The organism is Deinococcus deserti VCD115 (assembly GCF_000020685.1).
GTDB lineage: Bacteria > Deinococcota > Deinococci > Deinococcales > Deinococcaceae > Deinococcus > Deinococcus deserti.
The window spans coordinates 841,349-863,930 of the sequence record NC_012526.1; the positions used below are offsets into that span (position 1 = coordinate 841,349).

Genomic DNA, 22,582 nt, shown 5'->3' on the forward strand with positions numbered 1-22,582 from the left:
TGCCCCCGACCTGAACTTTGTCCCCCGATACGGAGAATCCCGCTTGCCTCTGCCTACTGTGAACCTTGACGACCGCCGTTTTGACGACATCCTGGACGAGGCGCGTCGCCTGATCCCCCAGTTCTGCCCCGAGTGGACCGACCACAATGCCAGTGACCCCGGCATGGCCATCCTTGAGGTGTTTGCCTGGATGACTGACCTGATGCTCTACCGGGTCAACCAGATCCCAGAAAAGCTGCTGGTGGCTTTTCTGGATATGGTCGGCGTACAGCTCTCGCCGCCCCGCGCGGCCGGAGTCCCGGTGACGTTCTATCTGAGTGCGCCGCAGGACACACCGCTGCACATTGCGGCCGGAACCGAAGTTGCCACCATCCGCACCGAGATCAATGAAGCCATCGTGTTTTCTACCGAGCGCCCGGGCGTCATTCTGCCGCCGGTCGTCAAGGGGCTCTATACCGCCAACACACTGGCTCAGGTGGCGCTGGAGGTAGACAGCAGCGGTGAAGCCGGTGCGGCCCGGTCTGCTGAGGGCGCGTTTGGGGAAGTCCGGCAGCACGAACTGACGCAGCTGGGCCTGCCAGGACACAAGTTTGCGGTCTTTCATCCCGAGCCCAGGCCTGGCGACGCATTTTTTGTGCAGCTGGCCGGGGACCACAGCGACCATGTGCTGGCGCTGACATTCGAGGTGGAATGGGCCGGTGGAGCCGGTGTCAATCCCAACTACCCGCCCTATGTGTGGGAGGCGTGGCAGGGAGGAGTCGGCCGCTGGGTCCCCTGCGAGGTCGAATACGACGGTACGCAGGCCTTTAACGTCAGCGGCGAGCTGATTCTGCGCCTGCCGGTCATGCGTGAGGGGACCTTCTTCAATCAGAGTGGCTATTGGCTGCGCTGCCGTCTGACCAGTGAACAGATGTACAACGGCTACAGGGTCAGCCCCGACATCGAAGCGCTGCGGGTCGATGCCCGCGGCATTACGGTGCCGGCGCGACATGCCACGGTGGTCCAGGGCGAGATCCTGGGGCAGAGCGATGGTCTCCCTGGCCAGACCTTCAGGCTGCTCAACACTCCGGTACTGGACCTCGATCCGCAGGAAGACCTGCTGGACTGTCTCACTCCCGAAGGCCAGATCCAGACCTACACACCTGTGGCCGATTTTGCCGGGTCGGGGGTCGAGGACCTGCATTTCAGGCTGGACGCCATGAACGGCACCGTGGCCTTCGGACCTTCGGTTCTGCAGGCCGACGGCAGTGTTTACCGCTTCGGAGCCGTGCCGCCGCAGGAGTCAACCCTGCGCATGCGCCGCTATCAGTTCGGCGGAGGTGTGATCGGCAACGTGCCGGCGCGCTCGCTGACAGTGCTGAAATCCAGCATCCCCTATGTGGCCCGGGTGACCAATCATGTGTCGGCTGCTGGAGGCCGCAACGCGCAGACCCTGGACGACGCGATCCTGAAAGTTCCGCAGATTCTCCGGACCCGCACGCGTGCAGTCACCGCCGACGACTACGAGTTCCTGGCGGCGCGCATTGAGGGCGTGGCGCGGGCGCGCTGCATTACCCCCAACATGGCCACCCCCGGTCAGACCTATCCTGGCCAGATTCGCACCCTGACCGTGCCTCCGGGGCAGGTCACGCTGGCGCTGCTGCCCAGTGTTGGCCTTGACGATCTGATCGCGCTGGACGATGTGGTGATTGACCCGCTGTCTCCGCTCAGCGGGCGCATTGCCCCCGAACGACTGACGCTCAGTGCCGAGCTGCGTGCGGCCGTTCAGGATGAACTTGACCCGCGCCGCCCAGTGGGCACCACCCTGGACCTGCGTGCTCCTCAGTACGTATGGATAAGCGTGACAGCCACGATCCGGACGGCGGCTGGGTCCTCGCGCCCGGTGCGTGAGGACGTGCGCCGGCGTGCGCTGCGCGCCCTGTATGCCTACCTCAACCCCTTTACCGGCGGACCGGAAGGAACCGGCTGGCCTTTTGGCCGCACGCTCAGTCTCAGCGAACTGTACGGGCTGCTGCGCAGCGTGCCTGGCGTAGAGGTGGCGGAGGACGTGCAGGTCATCCTGACCGAGCCTGGCCAGTCTGAACATCGCGAGACCATCATGGGCAGTCTGCCGCTGCCTCCACAGGCGCTGATCGTCTCGGATGTTCACCACGTGCGGGTGGACCACTGATGGCCCAATTGCATGTCCGGCAGCGCGGCGAGGTCCTGCGGGTCCTGCCGCTGGAAATGCGGCACCTGTCGATTGGCCGCACCCCCGACAATGGTCTGCCGCTGCGCGAGGCGAGCGTGGCCGTGCGGCATGCCGAGATCACAGCCGAGAACGGCGTCTTGCTGCTGACTGCCCTGGCCGGTGATCAGGCACTGACCTACGTCAACGGTCAGCGCCTCGCAGCCCATCAGCCCTGGCGGCTGGAGCATGGAGATGAGATCCAGATCGGGCCTTTCACGGTCGCTTTTCTGAATGGCGATCAGGGGGCACTGCCTGATGTGGAGCCGGTCCGTGCTCTGGTGGTGCAGGGACAGCTGGCTGCGCATCCAGCCCCGCCGCCCTTTGCAACCTATCCCGCACCCATGCCGGCCCGGAATTCTCCGGCGCTGTACACCCAGTTTCTGCCGCCTTTGTTTCAGGAATCGGAATTTCTGAGCCGCTACCTCAAGATCTTCGAGGTCATCTGGGAGCCTATGCAGGTGCGGCAGGACCACCTTGAAGCGCATTTCGACGCGCGGCTGGCCCCACCCCAGATCCTGCCCTGGATGGCCCAGTGGCTTGGTGTGCCGCTGGACCTGCACTGGCCCGAGGCGCGGCAGCGGGCGTGGATGCGCGAGGCGGTATTTCTCTATCGCTGGCGCGGTACCCGCTATGGGCTGACCCGCGCGCTGGAAACCGTGTTTGGGCTGACCCCGGTGCTGCAGGAAGACCCGGAGCACCCTCACACCCTGGAGGTCCTGCTGCTCGACTCGCTGGACGGGCCTGATACCGCCAGCCGTGAAGCAGTAGCCGACTTCGTGCAACGGCACGCGCCTGCACACACCCGGGTTACCGTCACATTTACCGAGGCCCCGGGTGCCTCCCAGAAGATCCCGGTGCCAGACCGGACAGGAACCCCCGCATGAACGACAGCAAACTGTTTTACCAGTATCAGCTTCACCGGCCGCTGGGTGGGGGCTGGCTCGGCCCGGTGCACGCCGCGACCGACCTGGACGAGGGCCGCGAGGTGGCTCTGCGCATTCTGGACGACGCCAACAGCGGACAGTCGTTCCTGATCATGCAGCTCGAGCGTCTGCTGCTCAAGGTGCACTCCCTCAGGCACGCCCATCTTCTGCCGACCGAACCTTTGCAGCAGCGCGAACACCGCGTGTTCTATGCCATGAACCTCGCGGCGCACGGGTCATTGCGGCAACTGCTGCAGCGCCAGTCGCGCTCGGCCCAGCCTCTGCCGCTGGTCACCGCTGTCGAGGCGGTGCGGCAGGCTGCGGCCGGACTTGCCTACGCGCACGCGCAGGGCCTGATGCACGGCAACCTGAAGCCCGAGAACGTGCTGCTGCAGCCCGGACGCGCCCTGGTAGGCAATGACGGCTACACCGTTCAGCTCTCGGATTTCGGTCTGGCGGAACTGCGGGCCGGTGCTCATGGTACCCACGACCGCGCGGTCGTGGGCGCACTGGCCTACACCAGCCCCGAGCAATGCCGCGGCGTGCGCAACGAACTGCGCACGGACCTGTACACCCTGGGACTGATTCTGTACGAGCTGGTTACCGGGATGGTCCCGTTCGACATCCGTGACGCAGCCGACGCTCTGGAAAAGCATCAGCACGTCGCACCCCGCCAGCCCACCCTGCTGCGGCCCGATGTGCCCGAGGCCCTGGAGGAGGTCATCCTGACCTGCCTGGCCAAACGGCCGGATGACCGCTACGCCGATGCAGGTGCCCTGGAAGCTGCGTTGCAGGCGGTGCTGAACACCATGCTGCCCAGCGGTCCTGATCCTACCGTGCGTCTGCCGACCCTGCCGGTCATGCCGGTGGCACCGGCAGTCAATGCCCAACCTGCTGCGACGCCACGTCTGCTGGTGTACAGCGAACGCCACGAGTTGCTGCGGGAACTTCCTGTTACAGGCAGCAGTCTCACGATAGGTCGCGCGCCGGGCAACAGTGTGCTGCTGGAGCACCAGGGAGTCAGCCGTCACCATCTGAACGTCGAGTTCAGCGCAGGTCAGCCGTATGTCACCGAACTGACCGCCACGAACGGCACCCTGATGGACGGCCTGCCACTGACGCCCATGACCCGGCTGCGCTGGCCGTACCGCACGCCGCTGTACCTGCGCCCCTACTGGCTGATCCTGATCGGTCCGGAGGAGCAGCAGGCCCGGCCACGCATTGTGGTGAAGCCGGAGGTCGAGCGCCTGACCCTGGTGCCTGGCGTGGCAACCCAGCTCAACGTGGTGCTGGTCAATACCGGACAGACGGTCGACCACTTTCAGCTCAGCCTGGACGGCATTCCTGCCGAATGGCTACAGAACCCCTACCAGGAAGTGCAGCTCAACCCCGGTACGCAGGCGAGCGCCAGCCTGACCGTTCTGGCTCCCAAGCGCAGCAGCAGCCGTGCAGGCGACTATCCGGTCACGGTACTGGCGCGTTCTCGTGAGAACACGGCCCAGTTTGGCAAGGCGTCCTTAACCGCAACCGTCACGCCGTTTACGGAAGTCGTGGCTACCCTGGCCCCGCCGATCCGGCGCACCTGGCGGCGCACCACCTATGCGTTCAAGCTGGACAACCGCAGTAATGTCGACGGCACCTTTGCTCCCAGGTTGCACGACAATCAGGGCGACATCCGGCTCATTCCCCGGCCACAGGACCTCGTTCAGCTCGATCAGATGGGCCAGACAGGAGGCGGACTCACCAATCCTGGCGGCGCAGTCGTGGATCCTACAAGGGTCGCCCAGGAAGCGGCGCGGCATGCGGCCATGGAAGCCCGCAACGCAGCCACACGCGCTGCCCGGCACATCATCGGCGGCGAAGGGCGCATTCGCATGGAGGACCTGCCCGCCCGTGTGGCCCTGAAGGCGGGCGAAACCAGTGAGGACACGGTGCGGGTACGGGTCCCCATCCGCTGGGTGGGAATGGCCTCGAAGCACCAGTTCACCATTCACGTGCTCGACGCCGCAGAAGCTGCGTTGCACGACTCCGGCAACGAGGACCGCCCGGTCAGCACGGCGTCGGCGGAGCTGCATCACAACGCTCTGATTCCACTGTGGCTGCTGCCGATTCTGCTGCTGCTGCTGGGGGCCCTGATCTGGTTCCTGACCCGCCCCCCCGTGATCAACCAGTTCGATCTGGTGGGCAGCAATACGGTGGTTCGGCCAGGGCAGCCGTTCAGCCTTCGCTGGGACACCCAGAATGCCCGGAGGGTCGACGTACTGGAGCTGGGCAAGGCGGGACAACATCTGTCGGCAGACGGTACGGTCAGGGTAAGCGGCATCAAGCAGGATCAGAAATACACCCTGGTGGCCCGAAACCTGATCGGCATACGCCGTGAGATGACCCGCACCATAGAGCCGCGTTACGCCACTCCGGTCATTGAGCAGTTCGTGGTCAGCCCCACCCGTGTGGCCGGAAATCAGCCGGTTACCATCAGCTGGCGAGTGAGGGGTGCCGAGCAGATCAGCATCACCGAGCTGGGCAGGGTACCGGCCAGTGGCAAGCGCACCATTACTCCATCACGTGATCTGAACCTGCAGATCACCGCCCGCAACGGCTCGGAATCCACCACCGACGGCGAGACCGTCAGCGTGATCGGCGCGAAGATCAATGTGTTCAAGCTTCAGCCGGAAGCCATCACGCGCGGCACCAGCGCGACGCTTTCGTGGAACGTCGAGAATGCCACCAGCGTGTCCATTGATGGCATTGGAACCGTGCCGGCCAAGGGAAAGAAGACGGTCTCGCCGCGCATCTCGACCTCCTATGTCATCACGGCGCAGGGGGGCAACAACAGCGTTACCACGGCCAACACGCGTCTGGAGGTCGCCGCCGCGGCGCCTAAAATCACGGCCTTCAGCATTTCGCCGCAGACAGTCAAGAGCAACCAAGACTTCACGATTACCTGGAGAACCGAAAACGCCACCAGCGTGACTCTTCAGGATGGAACGACCACCGAGACGGCCAATCCGATCGGCCGCCGCACGCTCCGGGCACCAGCTGGAAATTCCGACATCGTGATTACGGCCAGCAATGAGGAGAACGTTCAGGTCACGAAGTCCCTGCCGCTGACAGTCATTGCGGTGGACGAAGAAGCGCTGCAGGCCAAGGCAGAAGCCGAGCGCGCCGCGGCGCAGAAGAGGGCCGAGGAACAGCGTCAGGCACAGGAAGAGGAACGCAACGTCAAGCTGATTACCTTTACGGCTGAGCCGGCTCAGATCAGTGGCAAGGGTGATGTGACGCTGTCGTGGGACGCGCCGGGGTTCAAGAACGTTCAGATTCTGCCGCTCTCGGGTCCCACAAATGGCCTGTTCGACACCGCAGGCTCTCAGGTCGTCAAGGATGTCAACACCAGCCGTACCTACACCCTGCGGGTGCGCCGGCGTGACGGGCAAGCCATTACCATCACGCGCAAGGTCAAGGTCGTGCCGCTGCCGGTCCAGATCCGCTCGTTCAAGGCGTCGCAGACCATCCTCAGTGCTCCGGGTGACGTGAGTCTCAGCTGGGATGTGGCAAACACCACTGCAGTCCGTATCAGCGGCCTGGGCGCCGGCAAACTCCCGGGTGGACTGTGGCCTGCCCAGGGCAGCGCCTCCGCCAGAGTGGACGGTACCACTACCTTTGTCCTGAAGGCTGGAAGTCAGCAGGCCCGTGCAACGGTCACGCTTCCGCCCCCAGCGATCCAGGAGTTCCGCGCCAGCCCAGGAAACTTGACCGGTATCGGCACGACCAACCTGTCCTGGAGGGTCCGCAACATCAGCAGTGTACGGATCGATGGTCTGCCTGGCCCGAATCCAGATGGTTCCTGGCCAGTTGAGGGCCGCACCAGTGTGCCTGTCAGCAAGACCCGCGTGTTTACCCTGCGGGCCGGGAAAGCGACCAGACAGTCCACTGTAACTGTCACGCCTCCAGCCCCTCCACGGATTGTCAGTTTCACGCCCTCAACCACCAGCCTCAAATCCCCGGGCGGCAAAGTCACCCTGAAGTGGGATGTGGCAAATACAGACTCGGTGCGCATCACCAATGCGCCCAGCGCACGCGCCGGTCAGTTGTGGCCCGCACGTGGAACCACCACGGTCAACGTCTCAAGAACGACTGTGTTCATCCTGACGTCAGGTAGCCAGCAACGTTCCATTACGGTGGCGGTCGCGCCACAGCCGGTACCACCGTCGGCGCAGCCAAAACCACCTCAGGAAGCGCAGCCACCTCAGAGCGCTGACAGTGTGCAGGAGCCCAACATTCCGGTCACCACCCCCGCACGCATCGTGAGCTTCACGGCCTCGCCCACCACGCTTCAGGCTGGGGAAAGCGTGCGCCTGAGCTGGAAAGTCGAGCAGGCTGAAGCGGTGCGAATCGACGGCGTCCCTGGGTCCTTCCAGGGTACCGGGAGCGTCACCGTCACGCCGAGGCAGACCACAACCTATGTACTGCGTGCCGCAGGCCTGCGGCGGGACGCTCGGGTTACCGTGCGCCCGGCACGCAGCGAAAGCCCGTATGCAGATCTGGTCGGAACCTGGAACCATCCCTTCGGCTACTTCACAGTCCATAACATTCAGGGTCGCCGTGCCAGTGGAGTATTTGTCAGTCAGCGCGACCATCTCAAGGACATCCCGGTCACGTTCAGTTTTGCGGGTAATACGCTGACCGCTTCCTCGCCGGATCTTGAGGCCTTCTCGCTGGTAGCCACGCTCAATCCTGGCCGGCAGAGCTTTACAGGTACATACACCCTGCGTGGCGCCCGCGAACGTTGGTGTGCGTACCGGCCTAGTGGCCCGCAGAACGCTGACTGTAACTAGAGGCCGGTTCACTCACAGGAGGTTGTTATGTTTGCGAAAGCCCAGATTGTTCCACTCGATGGCCGAGGTCAGGAAAAAAGCCCCATCGTGTGTATGTTTAACCCCCGCGAGTACACCATCAGCCGGAAGGTAGAGTGGGACAACCAGACCAACGACACGAATGATGAGGGCAATAAGGTCTATAAGGGCGGCTCTCCGGCCTCTATGACGCTGGAGCTGTTCTTTGACACCTATGCAAACAGAAAATCGGCCAATCAGGTCGAAGATGTCCGGAAATACACTGGCCCCGTCTGGGAGCTGATCCGGATGGATCCCAGCACCAAGCCACAGGCGTCCAATCCCAATGTGGAAAAGGGCCGTCCTCCCACAGTGCTGTTTCAATGGGGCGGCACCTGGCACTTCACTGCAGTGATTACCAACATCGAGCAGCAGTTCACACTGTTTATGCCGGATGGCACGCCGGTGCGCTCCATCATGAAGGTAACTTTCGAGCAGGCGGACAAGGCGACTCATTTTTATGGTCAGAAGGCGGGCGGGCCCCGAAGCTACAACGTCAGCCAGGGCATCCGGGACAGTGCCGGCCAGAAAGGTTTTGTGGGCGACCTGCGCCGCAGCAGCTTCGGGAAAGGAACCTGAGCCCGATGGCCCGCACCGAACGCAACCCGCTTGAAGGAGCGGTCAGTAGCCTCTTCCTGACAATTGACGGTCAGGATATGGAGCCTCAACTGTTTGGGCTTATTGACGAGATTTCCGTGGACAGCAGCCTTCAGCTTCCAGACGTGGCGACCGTCACCTTCCGCGACCCGCTGGCCAACCTGGTGGACGACGAACGTCTGAAACTGGGCTCGAAAATTCAGGTCATCGCACAGGTCAAAGGCCACAAGGAAACAGTCTTTGACGGCGAAATTGTTGAAATCGAGCCGCGTTTCACCAAGGCGACGCAGCAGCTGCGGCTTCGGGCTTTTGACCGCCTGCACCGTCTGGCGCGCGGCACCCAGACCCGCTCGTTTCAGAACGTCAGTGATATGGACCTGGTGAAAAAGATTGCCGGAGAGGTCGGGATGAGTGCAAAGACCGGCCCCAGCAGTGTGGTGCATCCTTATGTGCTGCAGCACAACCAGACGAACTTGGCTTTTCTGCGGGAAAGAACCGCCCGTCTGGGCTACATCCTGTATGCCGACGGCACGACCCTGCACTGCGAACCTCTGCGCGGTCAGGAGCCTATTGAACTGAACTGGGGAGACAACCTGCTGGAATTTCTGCCCCGCCTGACCAGCATGAGGCAGACCAGCAAGACCACGGTGCGTTCCTGGGATCCGCGTCAGAAACGTGCGGTGGTCGGCCAGTCTTCCAAGGGCAAGGGAAAGGCCGAGGTTCAGGAACGCACCCAGAGTGAGCAGGTCAGCCAGCAGGCCTTCAACATGCAGGCGCCGGAAACCACCAGTGCACTGATCGTGCGTGACCAGGGCTATGCAGCAGCTATTGCAGAGGCCCAGCGCAACCAGATCGCCGAGCATCTGCTCGAAGCTCAGGGCACCAGCGCCGGGTACCCCCGCCTGACGGCTGGAAACGTCCTGAAAATCGGCAACGTGGGCCGGCGCTTCAGCGGTGACTATGTTGCCAGCAGCGTGCGCCACCTGTACCGCAACGGCGAGGGCTACAGCACCGAGTTTGTGGTCAGTGGCAGCCGCGCCGATTCCCTGGCTACCCTGATCAGCGCGGCCGCCGGGAATCAGGACCGGCCGTATACTCCCGTGCCGGGTCTGATGATCGGCATCGTGACCAACAATGACGATCCGGACAATCAGGGCAGGGTCAAGGTCAAGCTGCCAGCCCTGAACGAGGACGATGAAACCGACTGGGCGCGGGTGGTCAATATCGGCGGTGGCGCGGGCCGGGGCACTCAGGTAATTCCAGAAGTCAACGACGAGGTGCTGGTCGGGTTCGAGCATGACGATATCCACCATCCCTACATCCTGGGCGGCCTGTGGAACGGTTCAGACAAGCCTCTGTATCCCAGCGGTCAGACCGTCAAGAACGGCAAGGTCATCCGGCGTGCCTTCCGCACCCGGCTGGGCCATGAGCTGACCTATACCGATCCCGAAGGCAACGATCCGCCGGAGATCAGGCTGACCAGCAGCAAGAAACACGAACTGACGCTGAGCGACGACAAACGGCAGCCGTTCATGAAGCTCAAGACGCAAGGAAACCAGCAGGTCGTGCTGACTGACGGCACCAGCCCCAGCATCGTCCTGAAGGACAAGAGCGGCAACGAAATCACCATCAGCACCCACGGCAATACCATCCGGATCGGCAGCCGGGGGCGCATTGAGCTCAAGGCCACCAGCGGCATCAGCATTGATGGCGGAGGCGGTACGGTGGACATTCGCGGCGTCATGATCAACCTCAACTGAGATGGGACTTCGTCAGGAACTGTCGGCCTTTCTGACCGCGCTCGAAGCGGCTCAGGACCCTCCTGCGTTTGATGGCCTGGCTGTGCCCCCACTGCTGCTTCCTTCTGGAGAAAGCGGCCGGCTGGACATGCTGGCTGAAGCGCTGGGACTGTCCGCGTTTGAGCAGACCGTTCTGGCCCTGGGGCTGGCACAGGAACTGTTCCCGATCCAGACCCGTACCCTGGCGGGCGCCGTGATGGGATGGGACGGGGACGTCATGGCGGCCACCCTGACCCCGTATGCCTGCATGCAGTGGCTGGAAGACGCGGACCCAGCCGCCTTTGTCGAGGACGCGCCGCTTTTCCGCTCTGGAACCATGAGGTTCGGTTCAGGCCTGACGGGGGACGCCAGTATGCGCACCCTGTCGGTGGCGCCGGGTGTTCTGCTGTTCGTCCAGGGCCTCGACGGCGTGGACCCCGACCTGAGTGGAGTTGCCGCTGAACTGGAGAACCACGCCACCCTGAGTGATTCCCAGAGCAGATTGCTTGAGCAGGGACGTAAGCACCTGTCCCGAGGACCCCAGGAGCGGGGCGTGCTCCTGTACGGCCTGCATGCTGAAGATATGCGGGCGCTGGGCGGTCTGCTGCTAAGTGACTACGGCCGGGTCCTGCATGTGGATGTGGCTGCTCTGGCCTCCCGACCAGCCGGGGACATTGGTGCAGCTGTGCAGGCCCTGGGGCGTGAGGGCCGTCTGAAGAACCGTTGTGTGCTGGTAGACGCCACCAGGGACATTCCCGAAGGGCAGAGCCTGGACAACCTGACGCAGCAGTTGCTCAGTGAGGCCACTGGGCCGGTGGCGCTGATGGCGCCCTCACCGCTCCCCGTCTCGACCACACGGGCACTGTTGCCGCTGGAGGTGCTGCCTCCGACGCCCGCTGAACAGCGGGCGCAGTGGGCGGCCTCATTGGGTGTCTCTGAAGAGCAGCCCCTGCTGGTGCAGCTTGGTGATCAGTTCCGCCTCAGCCTGGACCGGATTGGGGTGCTTGCCCGTGAAGCGCGGCTGTCGCTGCCGGGAAATGCCAGCCAAGCAGCTCGGGCCGAACGGGCATGGGACACCGCCCGGACCGCCAACCGCCGCCTGATGGGCACGCTGGCAGAACGGGTCGATGCGCGCGCCAGCTGGGACGACCTGATTCTTCCCCCATCGGAGGCTGGGGTGCTGCGGCAGATCGCGGCGCACGTGCGCCACCGCTCGCAGGTCTATGAGCAGCTGGGAATGGCACGTCCCGGACGTGGGCGGGCACTCACTGCGCTGTTCAGCGGCCCCAGCGGCACCGGAAAGACCCTCAGTGCCGAGGTGCTGGCTACGGATCTGAACCTCGACCTGTACCGCATTGACCTGAGCAGCACCGTCAGCAAGTACATCGGCGAAACCGAAAAGAACCTGCGGCGGATTTTCGATGCGGCTGACAAGGGTGGCTGCATCCTGCTGTTCGATGAAGCCGACAGCGTGTTCGGCAAGCGGGGTGAGGTCCGTGACAGCAACGACCGCTACGCCAACATTCAGGTCAATTACCTGCTGCAGCGGCTCGAAACTTTCAACGGTCTGGCGGTGCTGACCACCAACCTGGAAAGCAGCATGGACGTGGCGTTCATGCGGCGTATCCACTTTGTGCTGAATTTCCGTGCGCCTCAACCTGCCGAGCGCGAGCGGCTGTGGCGCCTGGCCTTTCCTGCGGCGCTGGATACCACTGATGTGGACTTCGGGGCGCTGGCCCAGGCGGACGTGTCCGGAGGCAATATCCGCAGCATTGCTATGAACGCCGTGTTTATGGCTGTCTCCAGAAATGAGAATCTCAGCCAGGAACTGGTGACCGAAGCCCTGCACCTGGAGTACCGCAAACTGGGGCGGCTGGTTCTCTGAATGCTGAGGCTACAAATCATCAAGACCAGTAGGTCGTTTTGCTCTCCGCGTGGGCAGGAACACACGCGTACAATCCCGGAGTGACCCTTGCCGCGCCCAATCTGTCGAAACTGCTTGACCCTGCGCCGCCGGGTAATTTGCTGCTGCTGCCGCAGATCGCGCGCGCCGCGTTGTTCGCCGCCTATCCCGGGCCGGCAGTCCTGCTGACCACCCCGGACCGGCTCCCGAGTTATGCCTCTTCCGGGGTGCTGGGTGCGCCGGTAAGTGTGAACCCGGGCCTGCGCGACTGGGACGCGCGGCACGAGCACGTCGTGCTTGACGTGAACACGGCCCTGGACCTGTTTCCAAGCAACCCGGAAGAACATGCCCTGACCCTGAAGGTGGGCGGGACGTACCCGCGTGAAGCGCTGCTGTCCCGCCTGGAACGGCTGGGCTACGAACGCGGCGAGGAACCCGGCTTTGAGTTGCGCGGGGACACGCTGGAACTTCGCCTCGAGCCGGGTACCGGACTGCCAGTCGACGCTGAGGAAGGTGTGTGGGTGCGCGCTGAGTTCTTTGGAGACGAACTCGATACCCTGCGGACTCTGGCACCTGGGGAACTGACCGGAGCGAAGATCACTTCGTTCACGCTGGAGCCGACCGGAGAGTACCTGACTGACGTCAAGTGGGACGCCACCCGGCTGGACCTGCTGCCGGGGCGGGTGTTCCTGGATTCCCCGGAGTTTTATGCCTCTTCGCTGGGTGTTCTGGCCGAGACACTATGGCCCCGCCTCGCTGCGCGTGAAGTCACCAGTTTTGGCCGGGCTCCGCTGGATCTGCCGGACCTGCACACCGGCCTGCAGACGCTGGGCTTCTACCGCGCCCGCCTGTCGGATCTGGAGCGCGACGTGCTGGAGTGGCGCGGCGCCGGCTACCGGGTGTTCATCCTGGTGCGTCATGACCGCACGGCTGCCTATCTGGCCGACAAGCTTCTGGGCACGCACGAGATTCCGTGGCTGAGTGTTCCCCGACTGCCTGAGGGCGGGCTGGGCTTCCTGCGTGCTGCGGGCGAGGGCGGCTTCGTGATTCCCGAGCACCGTACGGTCGTGATTACTGAGGACCTGATCTATGGTTTTCAGGGCGGCAGCGCGCTGCGCGGCAAGAAGCTCACCGGCCGGCCGGTTACGGACGCGCTGGGCCTGCACGTGGGTGACTTCCTGATTCATCCCGAGCACGGCATCGGCCGCTTCGAGGGGCTGGAGACCCGCAAGGTCCTGGGCGTCACGCGCGACTATCTGAACATCGAGTACCGCGGCGGCGCGCGCCTGAGCGTGCCCATCGAACAGCTGCCGGTCTTGCGCCGCCACCCCGGCACCACCGACGACCCGCCGGTCCTGAGTTCCTTTGACAAGAAGGACTGGGCCAAAGCCAAGGAACGCGCCCGCAAGAATGCCGAGGAAGTGGCCGGTAAGCTGCTGGTGCAGTACGCCGCGCGGCAGGTGACCCCCGGCAACGCCTTTCCGCCCCAGCCGGAATGGGACGAGCAGATCGAGCAGAACTTCAAGTTTGAGCTGACGAGTGACCAGAAGATCTCGCTGAAAGAAACCATGCGGGATCTGGAAAAGCCCAACCCTGCCGACCGTCTGATCAGCGGGGATGTCGGCTTCGGGAAGACCGAGGTAGCCCTGCGTGCCGCACACCGCGTGGTGGGCCACGGCCGGCAGGTCGCCATTCTGGTGCCCACCACGCTGCTGGCCGAGCAGCACACCTCGACCTTCGTGGAGCGCTTCAAGGGGCTGCCGGTGCGGGTCGAGGGACTGTCACGCTTTACTTCTCCGCAGCAGGCCAGGAGCATCCTGAATGACCTGAAGGCCGGCAAGGTCGACATCCTGATTGGCACCCACCGCCTGCTGTCCGGGGATATCGAGTTCAAGGACCTGGGCCTGATCATTGTGGACGAGGAGCACCGCTTCGGCGTGTCGCAGAAGGAAAAGCTGCGCGCCCTGAGGGGTCTGCCGGCCATGACCGACGGCAAGCTGGAGCTGCCGCCCGAGGCCCGCGCGGTGGACACGCTGGCGCTGTCGGCCACGCCCATTCCGCGCACGCTGTACATGAGCATGGTCGGCCTGCGCGACATGAGTTCCATCCAGACGCCGCCCAAGGGCCGCAAGCCCATTCAGACCATCCTCGCACCCTTTGACCCGGTCACGGTCCGCGACGCGATCCTCAATGAGATCGAGCGTGGCGGCAAGGTCTTCTACATTCATGACCGCATTGCCAGCATCGGCGCACGCAGCCTGTACCTGCGCAACCTGGTGCCCGAGGCCCGCATTGGGGTAGCTCACGGCCGCATGAATGAAGAGGAGCTCGAGGAAATCATGCTGGGTTTCGAGCAGGGCGCTTTCGATGTGCTGCTTTCGACCACCATCGTCGAGACGGGCCTGGACATTCCGGAAGCCAATACCATCCTGATCGAGCGGGCCGACCGCCTGGGCCTGGCGCAGCTCTACCAGCTGCGTGGGCGCGTGGGCCGCCGCGCGCAGACGGCCTACGCCTACCTGTTCTACCCGCCGCGCATGACCGAGAATGCCCAGCGCCGGCTGTGGGCCATTGCTGACCTGCAGGACCTGGGCAGCGGACACCTGCTGGCCGAAAAGGACATGGAAATCCGCGGGGTGGGCAATATCCTGGGTGAGGAACAGCACGGACACGTGCAGGCGGTGTCCATCGACGTGTATACCGAACTGCTCTCGGAGGCTGTGGCCAAGCTCAAGGGGGAGAAGCTGGAAGCTCCGCCCAGCGTCTCCATTGACCTGCCGGTGAGTGCCCGCCTGACTCCGGAGTACTTTGAGCACGACGAAGAAGCCCGCATCGCCACCTACGGCCGCCTGTCCGAGGCGCGGACCCTGCAGGCCATCAGCCGTGTGGAGCGCGACCTGCGCAAGAAGTACGGTCCGCCGGCGCCGGAGGTGCAGAACTTCATCGATCTCGCCAAGCTGCGCCTGACAGCGCTGGCCAAGCGGGTCCTGAGCGTGGGGGAGACCATGACCCACCTGCAGGTGACCTTTGCCTACAAGGCGCTGGACTACGACGCTGCCGGGCTCAAGCGCTTCCCCCTCAAAACCGAGGTGCAGACCTTTCCCCCGTCCGTGAAGCTGGAAAAGCGTGGCATCAGGCCTGACGATTACGCCCGCACACTGATTGACCTGCTGGGGTACTTCGGGTGAGCTGAGCGCTCAGCGCAGCCGCAGCTCGTAGCAGAGGCTGTCTTCCATGTCCTGGTAGTACCCGTAATTCGGGATGCGCCTGAATCCGGCCTGTTCGTACAGGTGCACGGCTTCAGGCTGCTGGTTTCCGGTTTCCAGAACCAGCCGGGCGTAGCCGGCCTGCCGGCCCGCTTCGATCAGGGCAGACAGAATCCTGCGGCCCATGCCCCGGCCCCGGGCTGCTGGCACGGTGTACATACGCTTGATTTCTGCTGATTCCTCATCCAGTTTCTTCAGGGCGCCGCAGGCCAGCAATTGTCCGTCTTCCTCAATGGTCAGCAGCAGGCTGCCCTCGCCACTCAGCGTCTGAGGATCAAAGGGCTCGGTGCGGCTGTCCTCGTCGTTGTACAGGCGACGCAGTTCGCGCTGCTGCTCGTTCATCAAGTGCTGGGCGCGAGGATCGGTCGGCAGGGTTGGCACAGGAAGCATGGCCCATTGTAGGAAGGATTGCGATTGCTTCAAAAAGGCCTGATTGAGGGTAAGGGCTCACATCTCATCCTGTTTCCCCAAGAGGTCTGTCTGGACGCGCTGCTGCCTGTCAGACCTCCAGAGCGCTGTCGAGTACCGTGATCATGGCGTCCACATGCGCCTGGCCCGTCTCAGCCGCCAGCTCTAGGACTTCTGGTCTTAGGCAGAAGCTCTCTGCGATGGGCAGAGGCTCGCCGATGCCCGTACTTTCAAGCAGGATGACGTCGGGCTCACGAGTTTTGAGCAGATCATCGACCGCATGCAGCAGACAGTTGCGCAGCGTGCAACAGATGCACCCGTTGCTGAGTTCGATAGTCTGCTCGTCGGGCTATACCACCAGACTGGCGCCCGCATGGATGGCCCCGAATTCGTGGACGGCCTGACGGTGACCGCAGCTTTGCGCCCCTCGTTCTGCCGTAGCAGATGCTTGAGGAGGGTGGTTTCTCCAGCGTCAAGGAAGCCAGATAGCACGGTAGTGGATACAGACACAGACGTCGGCACGCTTAGAGTGAAAAATATAATTCAATATCAATTAGAAGAGAATAAAAGTGCTTCGCCTGAAGGTGCCCGGCTTTCAGGCGGCGTCGCTGCTGCGGTCCACACGCGCAAAAATCATACGGCCCACGTTGGTCTGCACGTTGTTGACCACCAGGACCCGAGCGGCCCGTCCACGGTACTTCAGGCCGTCCTCAACCACGACCATGGTGCCGTCCTCCAGGTACCCCACACCCTGTCCCTGCTGCTGGCCACTTTTGGTAATGGTCACCACCAGCTGGTCTCCAGCCTGCACCTGGGGCTTGAGAGCCACCGCTGCCTCATGGATGCTCATGACTTCCAGACCGTGCAGCTTGGCGATTTTGCTGAGATTGGTGTCGTTGGTCAACAGCTTGCCGCCTGTTTCGCGCGCCAGCCGGATCAGTTTGTCGTCAACAGTCGGCACATTGATATCGTCCCAGTCGTCAACCTGCATGGGCCGTATGGTGCGCAGTTCTTCAAGGACGCTCAGGCCGCGCTTGCCACGCGTGCGTTTCTGCGCGTCGGAATGGTCGGCCAGTGTCTGCAACTCGCGCAGCACAAAGCCTGGGACAACCAGTTCACCCTCCACGAATCCAGCACGCACGAGATCCAGAAGGCGCCCATCGATAATGACGTTGGAATCCAGGATTTTCATCCCCGACCTGCGGCGCGCCTGAGGCATCGTAAACACCCCGAAGGTGTCGGCATGACGCACAGCGAAACCCACAAAGAATACCGCCAGCAGCAGCGTCACCGTAATGCTCAGCACCCACGAGTAAAAGGGGAGCCCACGCAGGAGGTTACCCAGCAGCACGCTGAGCAGCAGCGCCACGATCAGGCCGAGCGTTGCCGCCGCTACCGTACGCGGCGCCAGTCGCTTGTACCAGCGGTTCAGCCTGTCGAGCCGGCTGCTCGCCACCCGTTCCAGGCGGGCCATCAACAAAACCGAAGTCAGCAGACCCGCCAGCATCAGGCTCAGCGTGTTGACCACAGCCAATTCAGAAGGGAGAGAGAGAGCCAGGGCCTGTCCGGCCAGCAGGCCTGCAGTCAGGCCCAGCAGCACAATTAGCAGTCGGATGGCCAGCACGCTCCGTAGTGTACCTGCTGGGGGCTAAAGGCAATTCAGCTTCCGGACACGGAAGGTGAGATGCCCAGCTGCCTGAGGACCTGACTCAGCTGACGGTCCAGATCCTCCAGATCGCCGGTGTTGTCCAGCACCGCTGTCGCCCGCGCTCTTTTCTGTGCGGCCGGCAGTTGCCGGGCGTCACGCAGCATGATCTCCTCACGGTTCAGGCCACTGCGGGACATCACGCGCTGTATGCGGGTTTCCAGTGGAGCGTCCACCACCAGCACCGCGTCCATTCCTGCGTCCAGGCCACCTTCGAACAGCAGCGGCACATCGTGCACCACCCAGCGCGCGCCCGACTGCACTGCCTGGGCTTCCAGTACTTGCATCCGTGCCCGGACTCGTGGATGCGTGATGGCTCCCAGTTCAGACAGGCGCGCCGGATCTGCAAAGGCCAGTGCAGCCAGGGCAGCCCGGTCAAGCCGGCCGCCCTGCACCGTACCAGGAAATGCCTGCTCGAGGCGTGCCAGAGTCTCTGGTTCCTCCGTGACAAGCCGGGCCTGTTCATCGGCATCCAGGACAAGGAGCCCTCGTGCACGCAGCAGCCTGGCCACGGTGCTCTTGCCTGAGCCGATACTGCCGGTCAGCCCCAGGCGCCGCACGGAAGCAGTTGAGGCCGGGAGGTCAGCAGAGAGGTTGCTCACAGTGAAGTAGGGTAGCGCCCTGATGCTGCCGGATGGGTTCCCAGGCCATGGAACAACATGTCAGGCGACCTGGTGTACTGAAATAGATCATCCGCAGCAGGCCAAGCTCAGAGGGGGCATCAGCTGGCAATCATCCGGGGCCTGGACACTGATGTGGGGCTGCTGTACCTTCACTGCGTCGCCCACAACGCCCGGACTCTCACAGGTACTTCACGTGAGCGTCATTCAATTTCCTCTATCATGAACATTGCCCCTCTGCGGGCAGGGCCAGGTTTCGCGGCAGCGCCTGCAATGGACCGTTGCCCCACCCCAGCCTCACGGAGGTTTCCGAGTGAACTCACGCTTTAGCACCCTCGGCCTGTTGATGGTGGCCGCTGCCCTTGGTGGCGCCACCGCGCAGACCACTCCCCCCAATCCGACCCAGCCTGCACAGACCCAGCCGGTCCAGAGCCCTGCAGCCCCAGCTCAGGCGGCTCCTGCGGCCGCTCCAGCGGTCCGGCCAGTGGCCAACTACATTGCCCTGGGCATCTTCTATTACAACAAGGGCAATTTCGATCAGGCCTACGTGGCGTTCCGCGCTGCGTCGGAGATGGATCCGGCCAACACCGAGGCTCTGTTGCTGCTGGGCCGCTCGCAGGTACGGGTGCGTCTGTACGGACCGGCCATTACCACGCTCAAGCGTCTGATTACACTCGATCCCCGCAATGTCCCGGCTTACATTGCGCTGTCGCAGGCATACCAGCAGCAGTACATCGGCACCAGTGACCGCCAGACCGTGGCGGCCAACCTGACCGAAGCGCTGCGTGTGCTGACGGCGGCAGAAACAGTGGTGCAGGCGCAGGGCACCGACCGCAATCTGAACCTCAGCAAGATCTGGAACGAGCGTGGATACGTCTACAAGCTTCAGGGCGATGTGACCCGTTCGATTGAGGCCTTCAAGCAGGCCAGCAGCCTGAATCCGGACAACAGCATTATCCTGTACAACCTGGGTGATATGTACTACGCCAGCGGCAATCTGCCCATGGCACTGGACTTCCTGCAGCAGGCGGTCATCGCTGATCCCGGAGATCCCTATAACCGTGCCTACTATGCCAAGCTGCTGGCCCTGAGTGGCAATGTCGCGACGGCCCGCGCTGAAGCGGCCCAGGCCGCCCGCCTTGCCCCGACCAACGCTTACGCCGTGGGCCAGTACGGAGTGGTCAGCTATCTGGCCAAGGACCCTGCAACAGCGCGCGCTCAGCTGACGCAGGCCGTGAAACTCGACGCCCTGCGTTACCCGGAGTTCTACTACTATCTCGGCCGGCTGGGCCTGGACAGCGGGGAACTGCGCGCAGCCCGTGACAACCTGACGCGCGCTGCTGCGCTCGGCAGCAACACGGCGGAGTATGCCTATTACCTGGGGTTGTCCTACGAGCGCAGCGCCACAGGGCTGGCTCCGGACCGTCTGAAGGCCCGGGCCAACTACGAGCAGGCCCTGCGTCTGGACCCCGGACACCGGCTGGCCCAGGAGGGCCTCAACCGCCTCCGCTGATCGTGTTCCTTGTACACCTGCACAGCCGGCCTCAAGTTGGGCCGGCTGTTTTTGATGTATAGCCAGCTGTCCTGGTGAAGGTCATGCCGGACAGGTCTGTGTCAGAGAAAATCACTTAATGTGGAGGGACTTCAGGCAGTGGCTTCCTGGCGCTTCTGAAGTCGCCTTGAGCGGCTTCGCCCGCAGAAGGCGGGGGGACCGGACCACAGGTTCCCGGAGGTCGGGCAGGGCGCGACCATCAGCGCAGGGAAATGTGGACCGGGCGGCTCTGTGAGGGGAGTCCGCCCGGTCCATCTGAAGTGATATGAGAGCGGTTGTTTACCCGCCCAGGTAGGCGTGCAGGACGCGTTCGTCGTTGACCAGCTGCGCGCTCTGACCCGTGAAGGTCATCTGCCCGGCTTCCAGCACGTAGGTGCGGTTGGAACTGTTCATGGCCAGCTTGGCGTTCTGCTCGACCAGCAGAATGGTAGTGCCCTGCTCGTTGAGCTCGCGGATAATCGAGAAGATTTCCCGCACGATGATGGGCGCCAGACCCAGACTGGGCTCGTCGAGCAGCAGCAGACGAGGGCGGCTCATCATGGCGCGCGCGATGGCCAGCATCTGCTGTTCCCCACCCGAGAGCGTACCGGCCAGCTGATGGCGGCGCTCGCCCAGACGTGGGAAGCGTTCGTACATCCGGGAAATGTCACCCTTGACCTCGGCCGCGTCCCGGCGGGTATACGCGCCCAGCTCCAGATTGTCCTGCACGCTCTGGCGCGCGAGCACCTGCCGGCCCTCAGGACTCTGGGCAATCCCGATCCTGACCGCCTCATCGGCTGGAATACGGGTAATGTCGCGCCCGGCGAACATGATGCGGCCGCTCACAGGCCGCATCATGCGCGAGACGGCCCGCAGGGTGGTGGTCTTTCCGGCGCCGTTGGCCCCGATCAGGGTGACCACCTCGCCTTCCTCCACACTCAGGCTGATGTCCCGAATTGCCTGGATGGCGCCGTAATTCACGCTGAGCCGTTCAATTTCCAGCAGGGCCATATTACTCGCCTCCCAGGTACGCTTCGATCACTTTGGGGTCGCGCTGCACGCTGACCGGGTCCCCGATCGCAATCAGCTCACCGAAATTCAGCACGGCCACGCGGTCACACAGACCCATGACCAGCGGCACATGGTGTTCGATAACCAGCACGGTCAGGTCAAACTGGTCGCGGACCTCGCGGATAAAGGCCGTGAGCGCTCCCTTCTCGGCGGTGTTCATTCCGGCGGCCGGTTCATCGAGCAGCAGCACGCGCGGTTCGGTGGCCAGGGCGCGTGCAATTTCGAGGCGGCGCTGATCTCCGTAGCTGAAGTTCCCGGCACTTTCACCGGCCCGGTCGCTGAGGCCCACCAGATCCAGCAGTTCCCAGGCGCGGCGTTCAACCTGCAATTCCTCGGCGCGGGCCTGGCCAAACACGCCGCGCCATATTCCGGCGTGCGTGCGCGTATGCTGCGCGATTTTCACGTTTTCCAGGGCGCTCAGGCCACGGAACAGACGAATGTTCTGGAAGGTTCGGCTGAGGCCCGCCTGCGCGATCCGGTGGGGCGCCAGACCAGTGACGGTCTGACCACGGTAGGTCAGGGTGCCGGTACTGGGCGGGGTGAGGCCGGTCATGAGGTTGAAGAGGGTGGTCTTGCCTGCACCGTTGGGTCCGATCAGACCGAAGATCTCTCCCTCGGTGACATCAAAGCTGACGTTGTTGACAGCCACCAGCCCGCCGAAGCGCCGGGTCATATTGCGCGCCTCAAGCACCACGTCGCGGGCACTCATGGGCGTACCTCGGCGGGGGGCAGGGCGGCAGGGCGCTCGGGAGGTCGGGGCCGGCGCAGGCGCTCCAGCGCGCCCACGATGCCCTGAGGCAGGTACAGGCTGGCCACCACCAGCACCAGCCCGTTGATGATCAGGCGCCAGTCACTGAGAAAGCGCAGTACCTCCGGCACAGCCGTCAGCAGGGCTCCGCCCACCACCGGGCCCCAGATATTGCGTGAGCCCCCGATCAGCACAAAAGCCAGAATGGCAATCGAGGCGTCGAAGGTCCCCTGCTTGGCATTCCACGTGTTCAGGAACGGCGCACTCATGGAGCCGACGATGCCGGCCAGCACAGCTCCGATAACGAAAGCCAGCACCTTGTAGCGGGTCGGCGGAACGCCCATGGCGTCGGCGGCCAGTTCATCTTCCCGGATGGCGCGCAGGGCGCGGCCGACACGGGAGCGCTCCAGCTGGTAGGCGAACAGCAGGGTCAGCACCAGCAGCGGCCCGAACAGAAATACGTATTGCCAGCGGTCCTGAAAACCGAACGCCTGGGGAATACCGAAAATACCGATGGCGCCGCCAGTGATCTGAAGGTTCAGCGACAGCACGCGCAGAATTTCCACGAAGGCGATGGTGGCCAGCGCCAGATAGATGCCGCGGAGCCGCAGCGCCGGTATGCCGACCACCAGGCCCAGGACACCAGACAGTAATGCGGCAACCAGCCAGGTCAATGGGAAGACGCCGTGGCCCAGAGCGTCGCGTATCCCCGCAAAGGTGGGATGGGTCAGCATGATCGCCGCCACATAGCCGCCCAGGGCGTAGAAGCCAGGGCTGGCCAGACTGAGCTGGCCGGCCTGGAGTGGAAAATACAGGCTCAGGCCCAGCAGGCCAGCCTGCAGCAGCGTGACGATCAGAAATCCGTACGTGGAGACAAAGTCGTTCATTTCACCTCTGGAAACTGGGCCGG

Annotated in this window: 15 protein-coding genes and 1 pseudogene; 8 read left to right on the forward strand and 8 right to left on the reverse strand. The window is 63.6% G+C overall.

The features are described from left to right. Positions 1 to 43: 43 nt before the first annotated feature. From DEIDE_RS04015 to DEIDE_RS04045, 7 genes are all read left to right on the forward strand, one after another. Positions 44 to 2,170, forward strand: a complete 2,127-nt coding sequence (locus tag DEIDE_RS04015) for a putative baseplate assembly protein (protein WP_012692667.1) — start codon at positions 44 to 46, stop codon at positions 2,168 to 2,170. Then, on the forward strand, positions 2,170 to 3,114 hold the full coding sequence (locus tag DEIDE_RS04020) for a phage tail protein (protein WP_012692668.1): 945 nt from the start codon (positions 2,170 to 2,172) through the stop codon (positions 3,112 to 3,114). Before DEIDE_RS04015 ends, DEIDE_RS04020 begins: the two co-directional genes overlap by 1 nt. Then, a complete protein-coding gene (locus tag DEIDE_RS04025) occupies positions 3,111 to 7,988 on the forward strand; it encodes an FHA domain-containing serine/threonine-protein kinase (RefSeq protein ID WP_012692669.1) in 4,878 nt (1,625 codons plus the stop codon). The genes DEIDE_RS04020 and DEIDE_RS04025 overlap by 4 nt, the downstream gene beginning before the upstream one ends. Before the next feature lie 27 nt (positions 7,989 to 8,015). Continuing rightward, complete coding sequence (locus tag DEIDE_RS04030) at positions 8,016 to 8,624, forward strand: CIS tube protein (RefSeq protein WP_012692670.1); 609 nt, start codon at positions 8,016 to 8,018, stop codon at positions 8,622 to 8,624. A gap of 5 nt (positions 8,625 to 8,629) precedes the next feature. Further along, positions 8,630 to 10,402 (forward strand): VgrG-related protein, encoded by a 1,773-nt coding sequence (locus tag DEIDE_RS04035; protein ID WP_012692671.1) that lies wholly within the window; start codon positions 8,630 to 8,632, stop codon positions 10,400 to 10,402. Between the two features lies 1 nt (position 10,403). Then, a complete protein-coding gene (locus tag DEIDE_RS04040) occupies positions 10,404 to 12,305 on the forward strand; it encodes an ATP-binding protein (RefSeq protein WP_041227069.1) in 1,902 nt (633 codons plus the stop codon). 80 nt (positions 12,306 to 12,385) lie between these two features. Further along, entirely contained in the window at positions 12,386 to 15,511 is a 3,126-nt protein-coding gene (locus DEIDE_RS04045) for a DEAD/DEAH box helicase (RefSeq protein ID WP_012692673.1), read from the forward strand. Positions 15,512 to 15,520: 9 nt separating this feature from the next. Here DEIDE_RS04045 and DEIDE_RS04050 read toward each other — a convergent pair whose 3' ends face one another. From DEIDE_RS04050 to coaE, 5 genes and pseudogenes are all read right to left on the reverse strand, one after another. Then, positions 15,521 to 15,979 carry a GNAT family N-acetyltransferase gene (locus DEIDE_RS04050; protein ID WP_012692674.1) on the reverse strand — a complete coding sequence of 153 codons (459 nt, stop codon included), beginning with the start codon at positions 15,977 to 15,979 and terminating at the stop codon, positions 15,521 to 15,523. Between the two features lie 109 nt (positions 15,980 to 16,088). Next, on the reverse strand, positions 16,089 to 16,331 hold the full coding sequence (locus DEIDE_RS19735; RefSeq protein ID WP_338032134.1) for a GTP-binding protein: 243 nt from the start codon (positions 16,329 to 16,331) through the stop codon (positions 16,089 to 16,091). A gap of 113 nt (positions 16,332 to 16,444) precedes the next feature. Next, positions 16,445 to 16,519: pseudogene (locus DEIDE_RS19825) on the reverse strand (hypothetical protein); the annotation flags it as partial. A gap of 73 nt (positions 16,520 to 16,592) precedes the next feature. After that, the gene (locus DEIDE_RS04055) at positions 16,593 to 17,621 is read right to left on the reverse strand and encodes a PIN/TRAM domain-containing protein (protein ID WP_012692675.1); all 1,029 of its coding nucleotides are present in this window, start codon (positions 17,619 to 17,621) and stop codon (positions 16,593 to 16,595) included. Positions 17,622 to 17,656: 35 nt separating this feature from the next. Further along, complete coding sequence (gene coaE, locus DEIDE_RS04060; RefSeq protein ID WP_012692676.1) at positions 17,657 to 18,304, reverse strand: dephospho-CoA kinase; 648 nt, start codon at positions 18,302 to 18,304, stop codon at positions 17,657 to 17,659. A 331-nt stretch (positions 18,305 to 18,635) separates the two neighbouring features. Here coaE and DEIDE_RS04065 point away from each other — a divergent pair, with 331 nt between their 5' ends. Continuing rightward, positions 18,636 to 19,835, forward strand: a complete 1,200-nt coding sequence (locus tag DEIDE_RS04065; protein ID WP_012692677.1) for a tetratricopeptide repeat protein — start codon at positions 18,636 to 18,638, stop codon at positions 19,833 to 19,835. Between the two features lie 318 nt (positions 19,836 to 20,153). Here the strand turns inward: DEIDE_RS04065 and DEIDE_RS04070 are convergent, their stop codons facing one another. Genes DEIDE_RS04070 through DEIDE_RS04080 form a run of 3 tightly spaced genes read right to left on the reverse strand, consistent with a single transcriptional unit; the run spans position 20,154 to position 22,559 of the window. Then, on the reverse strand, positions 20,154 to 20,864 hold the full coding sequence (locus tag DEIDE_RS04070) for an ABC transporter ATP-binding protein (RefSeq protein ID WP_012692678.1): 711 nt from the start codon (positions 20,862 to 20,864) through the stop codon (positions 20,154 to 20,156). Between the two features lies 1 nt (position 20,865). Next, complete coding sequence (locus DEIDE_RS04075) at positions 20,866 to 21,633, reverse strand: ABC transporter ATP-binding protein (protein WP_012692679.1); 768 nt, start codon at positions 21,631 to 21,633, stop codon at positions 20,866 to 20,868. Beyond that, positions 21,630 to 22,559, reverse strand: coding sequence for a branched-chain amino acid ABC transporter permease (locus DEIDE_RS04080; protein WP_012692680.1), 930 nt, complete (start codon positions 22,557 to 22,559; stop codon positions 21,630 to 21,632). Before DEIDE_RS04080 ends, DEIDE_RS04075 begins: the two co-directional genes overlap by 4 nt. Positions 22,560 to 22,582: the final 23 nt, after the last annotated feature.

Bases quoted from the DNA above. Each gene is read 5' to 3' on its own strand.
- DEIDE_RS04020 (WP_012692668.1), top strand. From the start codon at position 2,170: ATGGCCCAATTGCATGTCCGGCAGCGCGGCGAGGTCCTGCGGGTCCTG.
- DEIDE_RS04025 (WP_012692669.1), top strand. From the start codon at position 3,111: ATGAACGACAGCAAACTGTTTTACCAGTATCAGCTTCACCGGCCGCTG.
- DEIDE_RS04030 (WP_012692670.1), top strand. From the start codon at position 8,016: ATGTTTGCGAAAGCCCAGATTGTTCCACTCGATGGCCGAGGTCAGGAA.
- DEIDE_RS04035 (WP_012692671.1), top strand. From the start codon at position 8,630: ATGGCCCGCACCGAACGCAACCCGCTTGAAGGAGCGGTCAGTAGCCTC.
- DEIDE_RS04040 (WP_041227069.1), top strand. From the start codon at position 10,404: ATGGGACTTCGTCAGGAACTGTCGGCCTTTCTGACCGCGCTCGAAGCG.
- DEIDE_RS04050 (WP_012692674.1), bottom strand. From the start codon at position 15,979: ATGCTTCCTGTGCCAACCCTGCCGACCGATCCTCGCGCCCAGCACTTG.
- DEIDE_RS04070 (WP_012692678.1), bottom strand. From the start codon at position 20,864: ATGGCCCTGCTGGAAATTGAACGGCTCAGCGTGAATTACGGCGCCATC.
- DEIDE_RS04075 (WP_012692679.1), bottom strand. From the start codon at position 21,633: ATGAGTGCCCGCGACGTGGTGCTTGAGGCGCGCAATATGACCCGGCGC.
- DEIDE_RS04080 (WP_012692680.1), bottom strand. From the start codon at position 22,559: ATGAACGACTTTGTCTCCACGTACGGATTTCTGATCGTCACGCTGCTG.